This window comes from Streptomyces sp. NPDC051109 (genome assembly GCF_044455885.1).
In the GTDB taxonomy this organism is placed as follows: Bacteria; Actinomycetota; Actinomycetes; order Streptomycetales; family Streptomycetaceae; genus Streptomyces.
Genome location: NZ_JBITFF010000018.1, coordinates 149,051 through 157,242, shown reverse-complemented (window position 1 = coordinate 157,242; position 8,192 = coordinate 149,051). Strand labels below are relative to the sequence as shown.

Here is an 8,192-nt window from a genome sequence, read left to right as displayed (position 1 = left end):
CCTCGAATACTCGCCTCACTCGACCGGCCGTTCGTCATCGAGCGCCCCGATGAACTACGCGACCTCGTCATCGCGCTCGCCGATCGCCTCACGTCTTACGCCCGCCAAGCTGACAGCGAGGAACCGATGTCATGAGACGGCACAGCTAGACCATGCTGGCCAGCACCGCGGCAGCACCAGCACTACGGCTGCTCTGTTGATCCCCGAGGCCGGAGTTAGGCCAAGGTGGGGGCGAGTTTGAGTCTTTGGGTGCGGCACGCGGGGGTCCGCCCCGCTTCGCCGGCCCGGGTCGTAAAGGCCCGTACGGCGGCCGCGGAGCCGGGCACGACCACCACGTCCGGGCGGGGCCCGGAAGCCTTCCACAAAGGTATCCAAGCCCTCACCCAGTACCTCGAACGCGAAGGCAGCGGCACTCCCGGACGGGCCCACGTCGAGCACCTCCCAGACGGGACCGCCCACCGGACCGGGGTATGGATCGACAACCAGAAACAACGCCGCGACAGGCTCGACGCGGCCCAGCTCGCCGCCCTCGCACGGCTCGGCATCGAGTTGGCACCGACCACGACTGCCACGCCTGGTGGGCACTCCTCGACCCCCAACCCCATCCGAAGAAGCATCTGGCATAGCGACACCAGCCGGCAACGGCGGGACTACGGCCGGCTCTGAGGCTGTCCGTCCTGCCCCGAGAGTGGGGCCGGTGTCAGGCGTAGAGCTCGGTGGCCGACCCGGTGCGGTGCGGTCGGGCGGTGGGAGTGGTGTAGGCGAAGTTCAAGACGGTGCGGCGCAGGCCCGTCCGACTGAGCGGGGTGACGCGGTGTGCGGTGGTGTCGCAGCGCAGGAGGTAGGCGTCGCCGGCGCGGTGGTGGGCCGTGCGGGCGCGGTCGGCGGCGTCCAGGTCGTACAGGGAGCTGGCGTGGGGGAGGAAGTGGAGGAGGCCGCCGTCGGCGGGATCGTCGGGGGCTTCGAGGAAGAGGACCAGGGCGTAGGGGTAGTCGTCAGTGTGCGCGCCGTGGGTGTCGCCGACGCGGTGCAGGATGTTCAGCACGTGCCGCTCGACAGGGTCGTCGATCTCGGTGACCGGCTCGCCCGCCGCCCGCGTGAGCAGCCCGACCAGGTCAGGGTCCCGGTAGAGGGCCGGGATCATGTCGGAAGCTTCGACGATCACCTGCCCGCCGAGGGTCGTCATGTGACGGGGTGAGTCGTCCATGCACTTCATCGCGAAATCACGACGCCGCGCCAACGCCTCCATGCCGGCCGCTTCCTGGTGCAGCAGCACCAGACCGTCGGCGGTAAGCAGACCCGGCAGGGGCAGGTACCCGTCCGCCGCGAGCGGGCCGGCACTGTCCGGTTCCGGAGGGAGGTCATTGGTCTCGAAGAGCCGGGGCACAGGGACCTCCTGTTGGTCGCGGACCGGTCCGCCCTTGGATCCCCGGCACTGTCGCGCCCCACTCCCCCACAGGGCCGGACAGCCCAACATCACCTCCCCCAACGGCGGGCAGGGACGGGAGGGGCCGGCAGGATGCAGGCCGGGCTGCGGTAGGTAAGTGCGGCGGCACCGGGACCACCCGATGCCGCCGTCCCCGACCCGAAGCAGGCCGCAGACGAGCCGCGCGGCGCACGGCGCAGCCTGCTGCACGGGCTTTCAGACAAAGGCCCAGGGCTCGCATTCACGGTACGCAGCAGGCAAGCCGCCGTACCCCGCCACTGGCCTACGGCCAACGGCGAGACAAGTGGCAGCCTCGGCTGGCGAGCAGGTCTACGGGGCCGGGGCGAACTCCACCTCCGCTCCGCCCCATCCACCGCAAGACCCACAGCATGCTGCGCCCGAGCCGTCCGGACGGCTCGGGCGCACTGCCTGGTACTCAGAGGTGGGCATCGAGGAAAGCCGCCAGCTGGCTCTTGGACAGAGCCCCGACCTTCGTCGCCTCTACGATTCCGTGTCGGCCAGGACCAGGTGAGGGCCATCGAGCCGGAACCGAGACGTACGGCGCCCGGCACCGACCACGACCAGCGAAGCCGACGGCATGCACGGAGCCGGGCAAGCCCGATAGGGCGCCTGCGCGGCCTGGTCAGGCGGAGCCGACCAGGCCGCGCCATCGCTGGCGACGTCTACGCGGCGGACGAAGTTTCGAGTGGACGTCCGCTCAAGCATTTACCGCAGGCATAGCGTCGGCCAAAGAGGGGTTCGTGACGGTTGCTGCGGTGCGGCCTGATGGATTTGGGCGCCTTCGGTGGGCAGATTCAAAGTCCTGTCGATAGACGGGCGGAACCTCATGACCACACCTGCGGGCGCCGCGGCCGCGCTGAAAGCCACCTCGGCGCTGCTCACGGCAGCATGCGCCCTGATGGGGCAGGCGCCGTCGGCGGAGGCTGCAAATCAGGCCCCCACCACGGACCCGGTGCTCGACCCTGGTGGGCTCCTGAGCCAGGCGCGTCAAGCCAAGCGCAGCTACCAGGCCACAAGCCGATGGATTCTCGCCGCCTTCGCGACCGTCGGTCTCGTCCTCTTCGGCTCGCTGCCTTTCTCGAACATCAACAAGATCAGCGGGTTCGACGTCGTCCTCATGGGCATCGGGCTCGGCTGCGCGGCGGCTGGCATCGCCCTGGCGATCTGGGCAGTGTCGCTCGTCGCCGAACCCCTAGACGCGAGTCTCGGCGCGCTGGAACAGCGGCTAGAGCAAGCTATGAAGGACCTGAATAAGAACCCGAACACTCACTGGTACACGCACCCCGCCGTCGTGCCGAGATCCAGCTGGCAAAGATGCTCAGCGGCGATGAGAAGGAGGCCCATCTCGGCCCCGGCATGACAAGCATCTCGCACCTCATCAGAGAGCTGGGCGAACTGGGGCGAACCCTGCTGCGGCAGGAGACCGAAGCAGCTCGGCGCGACGACGTACTCAAAGCACTGGACGGTGCGGTGTCGGCGCATCTGGCCACGCTGGTCGAACTCCGCCAGCAGGCGGACGATGTAGGCCGGCTCGCCAACACCAACGCCAACAAGCCGCGACTGATCGACGAGCTCGACCGGCGGATCCAGCGCGAATCAGCCGCCTACGCCGCCGCGGTGAACGAACGCGCCCGGCGAGCCCGCCAGCTTGAAGAGGACGAACGCGTCGCCCGGCAGGCCCCCCAGCTTGATGCGGCGGCGCAGGGCGCCACCGCCGCGAGCAACACTCCGCCTGCCGGAGCGGTCCCCCAGGGCTCCCCGCCTGATGACGACACTCTCAGCGCCACGCAGACACGACTCAACACCTACTACGCGCACCGGGCGATGGTCCTCGTCCAGTCCGCGATGATGCAGATGCGTGGAACCTTCCGCCTCGCACGTATCCTGATGGTTATCGGTGCCCTTCTGACCCTCGGCGGCGGCAGCCTCTACGCTTACGTCCTGCCGGCCGAAGCGTCCGAGAAGAGTTCGACACAAGGCACCGAACGGCAGCCAGCCACGGCAGCAGCGGTAACCGTCAACCCGGGCACGGATACCGCCGCCCAACTCCCCGCGACCTGTGTCGGGCGTCCCCTGAAGGCTCTGCGGCTCGATCCGAAAGTCCCTCCCCGCAACGGGCCCTTCGAAGTGGTCGTCATCGACCCCGAATGCCCTGGAGCCCTTACAGTCCCGAGAGACCAAGGCTCCATCGACTCTCCCGCCGCTACCTGAGCCCGCGAACAACCCGCCATCAGGAGGTAGCGGGGCAAGCAGTTTCGCCACCGCCCTGAACGGCGTAGCGAGTGCGGCGCAGACCAGGTTGTCAGTCATCAGGGCGCCGACCTTCGTGTGACTTCGTTGTCACGCCTTCTGATCGAGCGTCCCAACGGTGTGGATTCCCGCGTTAGCGTTCCAGGCATGCGGCACGCCCGATCCGGGCCCGGCCGGGCCAAGTCCACGCCGGCGGCTCCAGGTAGCGGTCGGAGAGCATCGCTCGATGTGGTGTGGGCGCTACACCTGTTGCGCCCGCCATGGTCGTCCATACCGGCGCTGAGCTGTCTGAAGACATCTAACTTTGCCTCGCGCCGCACCTCCCACCCCAGAGAACCCGCTGTGCGCGTCGTGCAAGGCCGCGCGGCAGGCGCAGTACGGGAGCTGAGCGTGTCCGTCCTGCCGCCCGACCTCCCCCGGCTGCGGACCCTGGTCACCTACCTGCGCGGCGAACTCAGCCGCACGGAGCAGGCCCTGGCCGCCGCGGAGGAGCTCGAGGCCGCCACCACCCGGCAGCAGCCTGCGCCCGAGCCTCCGGCGTGGCTGGTCGAGCGCGGGATAGGCGCGGGCCGGCTCCCGGTCCGCCTCCACACCGGGGACTGCTGGGACACCGGCAAGCGCTGCGTCCCGGCCGCGGCCGAGCAGGTGCGCCGGCTGCTGGCCGAGGGTGTGCCGGCCTGTGTCCACTGCCGCCCGGACACCGCCCTCGGAGTGCTCGAATGACCGGGTACCGGCACGGTGGAGGGATGAGCCCTGGACTGCGCGTCATCGTCTACCCGCCGGACGCCCAGGGCGGGCGCCGCGTCCGCGTAGACGGCGAGATCCTCGGCCGCGCCCTCGGCCCCGGCGATCTCCTGGAGTTCCTGCGCCGGGCCGGCCTGGACCCCGACGACGTCCGCCTGGACGACGCCCTGCTCATTGAGTGGCGCGGCGGTGGGCCGGCCGTGTGGAGTCCGGATACCGACGGAGCCTGAGCGCAGCAGTGCGGGCCGCCACCCAGCGAGGGTGGCGGCCCGCACTTGGCTCTGTTCATGAGATTGGGTTCTGGCTCAAGTTCCGTGATCTGCGCACGCTGAGTGACGGTTCGTGGTCGTGTTGGGCTCCTGAAAGTCGCCCGAAAGTGGTCAGTGGTGACCTCGGGTACCTGACAGTTCGGGACCGTGGAAGAAGTGGTCCTCCGGCTGGAGGAGTTGCTGTTCCCGTCGATCGCGGACGTGTCGGTGGTGTCGGTGGACGTGAGCAATGAGACGATACGAGTCGAGGCCCGCAGCACAACGACGGGTTCGGCATGTTCGGGCTGTGGGAACTGGTCGATCCGCGTTCATAGCTCCTACCTGCGGTTTCCTGCGGATGTTCCCAGCGCGGGGCGCCGGGTGGTGCTCTGTCTGCGGGTCCGTCGCTTCGCCTGCCCGGTCGCTGCGTGCGGGCGACGGACGTTCGTTGAGCAGGTGCCCGAATTGACCCGGAAGTACGGCCGGTGGACCGAGCGTCTGCGTTCGACGCTGGCGGCGGTCGGCCTCGCCCTGGCAGGCCGGGCGGGAGCTCGGATGGCCGGCGTCTTTGGGGTGTCCGTCAGCCGCAGCACGGTACTGCGGCTCGTCGAGGCTCTGCCCGAGCGGGATCTACCAGCCCCGAGAGTGGTCGGCGTCGATGAGTACGCGACGCGCAAAGGCCGGCACTACGGCACGGTGCTGGTCGACGTCGAAACTCGACGGCCGGTGGACCTGCTTCCAGACCGAGAGGCATCGAGCCTGGCCGCATGGCTGGCCATGAGGCCAGGGATCGAGGTTGTCTGCCGGGACCGGGCTCCCTTCTTTGCCGAAGGCGCCACCGTCGGGGCACCGCAGGCAGTGCAGGTCGCGGACCGCTGGCATCTGTGGCACAACCTCAGCGTAGCCGCCGAACGGTGCGTCGCCGACCATCGGGGGTGCCTGCGAGGCACCGCACCCGAGCCATCCCAACAGGTCAAGGAACCAGAAGAACCAGCTGCCCCCGCTGGCTCGCCGTGGCCCACCGGCCACCGGTTCGCCGACAGGACCCCGTCCAACCATGCCGCCGTCCACGCCCTGCTGTCGGCCGGCCACAGCCGCCGCGCGATCCAACGCCAGCTCGGCATGACCTACCGCACGGTCAAGCTCCTCGCCGACGCCACCACCCCGGAGGCCCTCTTCCACGGCCAGTGGCAGGGCCGCCCCTCCGTCCTCGACGAGTACAAGCCCTACCTGGACGACCGCTGGAGCCAGGGCTGCACCAACGCATGGAAGGCATGGGAGGAGATCGTGCCGCTCGGCTACAAAGGCAGCTACCAGCGACTTCGCGCCTACTTCCGCATCAAACGCCTTTCGGTCGATCCGGTCACCGCACCCCCGCCCTCACCCCGCACCGTCGCCGGCTGGATCCTGCGCCACCCCGACTCTCTCTCCGAGGTCGAACAGCTCCGGCTCAAGGCCGTCCTGACCCACTGCCCGGAACTGGAAGCCCTCACCGGACATGTCCGCTCCTTCGCCCAGATCCTCACCGAGCGACAGAGCCAACGGCTGCCCGAGTGGCTCGACGCAGTCCGCCAAGACGACCTGCCCGGTCTCCACACACTCGCCGCCGGCATCGATCGCGACCGGGCCGCGGTCATCGCCGGGCTCACGCTGCCCTGAACTCGGGGGTCGTGGAAGGGCACGTCAACCGCATCAAGATGCTCAAACGCCAGATGTTCGGCCGAGCCAGCTTCGCACTCCTGAGGAAACGAGTACTCCTCGCTCCATGACCAATACACGTGAAACGCTTCCGACATCGACCAACCCACCACAGGAGCCGCGAATGTCCAGGACCGCCGACATCGACCTCGTCTTCGCACGAGCCGTCACAGTGGACGCCGTGGTGCGAGCTCTGGCCGGGGAGGGGTGGTCGCTGCAGGAACCGCTTGGAATCTCCTACATGGTCAACAACGACGACCTGTTGCCCCAGCACTGACTGACATGGCGTGGTATCTGAACGCCCTGGTACCGCCCCTGCTTGCAATGGGGCTGGCCAGCTACGAAGCGAGGGACCTTGCCGCCTGAGACTCGTTCGTCAGCAGCTCGGTCGACATGCGGCAGCACGCATGCTCAGACCGATCCTCGCTGCCTGCCCAGCCGATGTCACTCACGGCTACGCGATCACGGAAGTTGTGCCAGAGCCCCTTCTCGTGAAAGAGCGAACCAACCGCAACTACAGCAGCCAGCGCAGGAACTTCGCCGAATGGTGCGAGGCGATGGGCCGGATCGCGCGGCCCTGCACGACGGCGACGTACGTGGAGTGGGTCGCCGGCCTGATCGCCCGCGAGATGGCTCCGAACACGATCCGGACGTACATGTCGGGCGTCCGTACGTGGATGCCGGAGGACCAGCGGCCGGGGACGACCGAGGCGCGCGGAATGCTGGCCGAGTACCGCAAGGAATGGGGCAAACGGAACCGTGTCCGCAGGGCCCAGGCCATCACCGAGCCGATGCTGCGCGCCATGGTCGACGCCTGTGATCTGCGGACACCGGCAGGGCTGCGGGACCGGTGCGCGCTGCTGGTGGGCCGCGGCGCCCTCAACCGCCGTATCGAGCTGGCCGACCTGGACATCGACGACGTCGAGGTCGAGGACACCGGGGTCGACCTCTGGATCGCCTACTCCAAGACCGACCAGGAAGGAAAGGGAGAAAGCACGTTCATCCCGGCCAACCTGGCCGGCTCTCCCCTCTACGATCCGGTGTCGGCCGTACGGGACTGGCTGAGCTGCCTCCACCGGATGGGCATCCACGAGGGCCCGTTCATGCGCGCGCTCACCTCGAAAGGCCGCCTCCAGAACCGGGCAGCCGCAACCGTCCGGGGCGAATACGTCACGGGTGACGCCCTCAACGACTGGATCCGCCACCGCGCTTATCTGGCCCGGCTGCCCGGCTGGCACCTGATCACCTCGCACGGCCTGCGCCGCGGTGGCGCCCAGGAAATCGCGGACGCCAGCGGCGACCCCACCCACCAGGGCCGCTGGAAGCCCGGCTCGGCAACGGTAAAACGCGAATACCTCGACCGCGCCCAGTCCCGCTCCCAAAACCCCTGGCACGAAGTCCAGGCCGCACGCCGCAGCGCACGGGAAGAGACACAATGAACGTGATCGGGCGGTCGCCCGGCACAGCAACGGTCCTCGCACTTCACCAGCTCGTGGCGCAGACGCGAAGGGTGGGGGAGGGCTGGCACCCCCCGAGCCCCAGCCCCTCACACCGGACGGACCTGCTTCGGCAGCTCATACGAGAAGCCCAGACGGTACTCCATTAGCGTCTGAGAGCCCGCGCCCAGGATGATCCTGCGCTCATGAGTCGAGGGTTCGCACACCACTCTCAACGGCACGCGATCCTCGCGGGTTGGGGGCGTCGCCCAATTCCTGGATGACGCTGCGCTGCCCTTCTCACCTACGCAACGACCGTCCACCTCGACTACAGAACTCGAAGGCCAGGTGTACGAAGAAAGTGGTCCA

8 protein-coding genes and 1 pseudogene are annotated in these 8,192 nt (G+C 68.6%); 7 read left to right on the top strand and 2 right to left on the bottom strand.

What is annotated here, in order from left to right:
- Window positions 1–700: 700 nt before the first annotated feature.
- Window positions 701–1,387 carry a hypothetical protein gene (locus tag ACIBAD_RS28400; protein WP_398909390.1) on the bottom strand — a complete coding sequence of 229 codons (687 nt, stop codon included), beginning with the start codon at window positions 1,385–1,387 and terminating at the stop codon, window positions 701–703.
- Between the two features lie 475 nt (window positions 1,388–1,862).
- A pseudogene (locus ACIBAD_RS28395) lies at window positions 1,863–1,943 on the bottom strand (thiol reductase thioredoxin); the annotation flags it as partial.
- 330 nt (window positions 1,944–2,273) lie between these two features.
- Between ACIBAD_RS28395 and ACIBAD_RS28390 the strand changes: the two are divergent.
- The 7 genes from ACIBAD_RS28390 to ACIBAD_RS28360 all read left to right on the top strand — a co-directional run bounded on the left by ACIBAD_RS28390 (window position 2,274) and on the right by ACIBAD_RS28360 (window position 7,826).
- Complete coding sequence (locus tag ACIBAD_RS28390; RefSeq protein WP_398909389.1) at window positions 2,274–2,807, top strand: hypothetical protein; 534 nt, start codon at window positions 2,274–2,276, stop codon at window positions 2,805–2,807.
- Entirely contained in the window at window positions 2,762–3,658 is an 897-nt protein-coding gene (locus ACIBAD_RS28385; RefSeq protein WP_398909387.1) for a hypothetical protein, read from the top strand. The genes ACIBAD_RS28390 and ACIBAD_RS28385 overlap by 46 nt, the downstream gene beginning before the upstream one ends.
- A gap of 429 nt (window positions 3,659–4,087) precedes the next feature.
- A complete protein-coding gene (locus tag ACIBAD_RS28380) occupies window positions 4,088–4,420 on the top strand; it encodes a DUF6233 domain-containing protein (protein ID WP_398909385.1) in 333 nt (110 codons plus the stop codon).
- A 23-nt stretch (window positions 4,421–4,443) separates the two neighbouring features.
- Window positions 4,444–4,671, top strand: a complete 228-nt coding sequence (locus ACIBAD_RS28375; RefSeq protein ID WP_398909383.1) for a hypothetical protein — start codon at window positions 4,444–4,446, stop codon at window positions 4,669–4,671.
- A gap of 186 nt (window positions 4,672–4,857) precedes the next feature.
- The gene (locus ACIBAD_RS28370) at window positions 4,858–6,348 is read left to right on the top strand and encodes an ISL3 family transposase (protein WP_398909381.1); all 1,491 of its coding nucleotides are present in this window, start codon (window positions 4,858–4,860) and stop codon (window positions 6,346–6,348) included.
- 163 nt (window positions 6,349–6,511) lie between these two features.
- On the top strand, window positions 6,512–6,664 hold the full coding sequence (locus ACIBAD_RS28365; RefSeq protein WP_398909379.1) for a hypothetical protein: 153 nt from the start codon (window positions 6,512–6,514) through the stop codon (window positions 6,662–6,664).
- A gap of 214 nt (window positions 6,665–6,878) precedes the next feature.
- Window positions 6,879–7,826 carry an integrase gene (locus ACIBAD_RS28360; protein WP_398909377.1) on the top strand — a complete coding sequence of 316 codons (948 nt, stop codon included), beginning with the start codon at window positions 6,879–6,881 and terminating at the stop codon, window positions 7,824–7,826.
- Window positions 7,827–8,192: the final 366 nt, after the last annotated feature.